We start from the raw sequence: 1,427 nt of genomic DNA on the forward strand, positions 1-1,427 counted from the left end.
GTCTCGGCTATGATTTCGTTGCGGAAAAATCCGCAGGATTCTTTCCGCCGTAGCCGAAAGATAGCAAAAAAGCGTTGAATTCCGATTAGGAATTCAACCGCAATGAATTATAGCCATTGTTGTAGTGCGTTTTTTTTCGTTAATATTCGGTTACAGAACTCCAATTCTCTCCTTTTTTTATCCTATGGATTTGTGTGTCCGAAACTCCGAAGCGTTTTGCAATCATATTGATTCTGTTCTTTTCGTTTTTCAACTGGCGTTTAATGATTTTCACTTTTCCCTCGTTTAGTTTTCCGATTTTTTTACCTCTTTTTTGCACAACTTTTTCCCAATTCGGATTGTTGAATTGATGAATTTCCTTTTCTCTTTTGGTTGCCCATTTTAAGTTTTCCACTCGATTGTCGGTTTTATCATAATTCAGATGAATGACATAAATTCCGTCGTTCTGTTCAAGAAAATGTTCTGCCACAAGTTTGTGCACGTATCTGCTGGTCGATTTTCCGTTCTGTTTTTGTTTGACTGGTAAATTCTGATATCCGTTTATAAAGTATTCTTTAACCAAAAATTCCTTATCGGTTTTGCAGTTTATAATTCTGCCGTAATTTGAGATTTTGAACTTTTCATTTTCGGCAATTCCATCGTCAAATTCGACCTCTTTCCATTCTTCATTCCAATAGTTTCTTATCATCCTAAATGCTTTTCTCAAATGCACTACAACGGTTTTGTGTATGACTCGTTGCGGAATTTCACGCAGTGAACATTCCGCCGTAACCTAAAGATAGCAAATTGCAATGAATTCCGATTAGGAATTCAGCCGCAATGAGCTATACACGGTGTTACCATACGTTTTTATTCAGTTCCTTTATTCAGTCAGATTTTCATTCCGCACGACGATTGTATTTCCCCAAATGTCTCCTAATCTTTGATTTTTATCTGTGTTCTTTATTGTCACTATTCCGATTAATCCAAAAAAGAACATATCTATTGGGTCAAGTAAATGTCTTTTAAAAGATTCTCCGAAAGTGAGTTTTCGGTTAGTTCCGCTTTTAGGTATTGCTTTTAAACCAGCAAGTGAATTCCCGAGTGTTGCTCCGAGTCCAATTTCAAGTCCAACAGTCATAATTCCCCAAAATATTATGGGAACGAGTGCTGGCAACCCGTTAACAGAATATCCACCTTCATCATTCGGCTCTCCAAAAGTATAGATATAGATAAAAAAGAAGACATAAATTATCAGATAGTCCACAAATCCAGCTAAAAATCGTTTTCCAATATTCGGTTCAGTTTTTAATTCAGAGAATTGGTCAAATTCACTCATAGTTAGTTTTGGTTAAATGTATGGTAACGTTAGCGTATAAATTTCAGTTGCGGAAAATCGGCACGATTTTCCGTTGAAGCTGAAAGATAGAAAATTGCAATGAATTTCC

Annotated in this window: 2 protein-coding genes; both read right to left on the reverse strand. The window is 36.2% G+C overall.

The features are described 5' to 3' along the window. Positions 1-139: 139 nt before the first annotated feature. Complete coding sequence (locus tag WA340_RS05900) at positions 140-688, reverse strand: HNH endonuclease (RefSeq protein WP_331811279.1); 549 nt, start codon at positions 686-688, stop codon at positions 140-142. A gap of 174 nt (positions 689-862) precedes the next feature. Continuing rightward, positions 863-1,318 (reverse strand): RDD family protein, encoded by a 456-nt coding sequence (locus tag WA340_RS05905; RefSeq protein WP_336127852.1) that lies wholly within the window; start codon positions 1,316-1,318, stop codon positions 863-865. Positions 1,319-1,427: the final 109 nt, after the last annotated feature.

This window comes from Mesoflavibacter sp. CH_XMU1422-2 (assembly GCF_037029245.1).
In the GTDB taxonomy this organism is placed as follows: domain Bacteria; phylum Bacteroidota; class Bacteroidia; order Flavobacteriales; family Flavobacteriaceae; genus Mesoflavibacter; species Mesoflavibacter zeaxanthinifaciens.

Coding starts and splice junctions, on each gene's coding strand:
- WA340_RS05905 (WP_336127852.1), bottom strand. CDS start 1,318: ATGAGTGAATTTGACCAATTCTCTGAATTAAAAACTGAACCGAATATT.
- WA340_RS05900 (WP_331811279.1), bottom strand. CDS start 688: ATGATAAGAAACTATTGGAATGAAGAATGGAAAGAGGTCGAATTTGAC.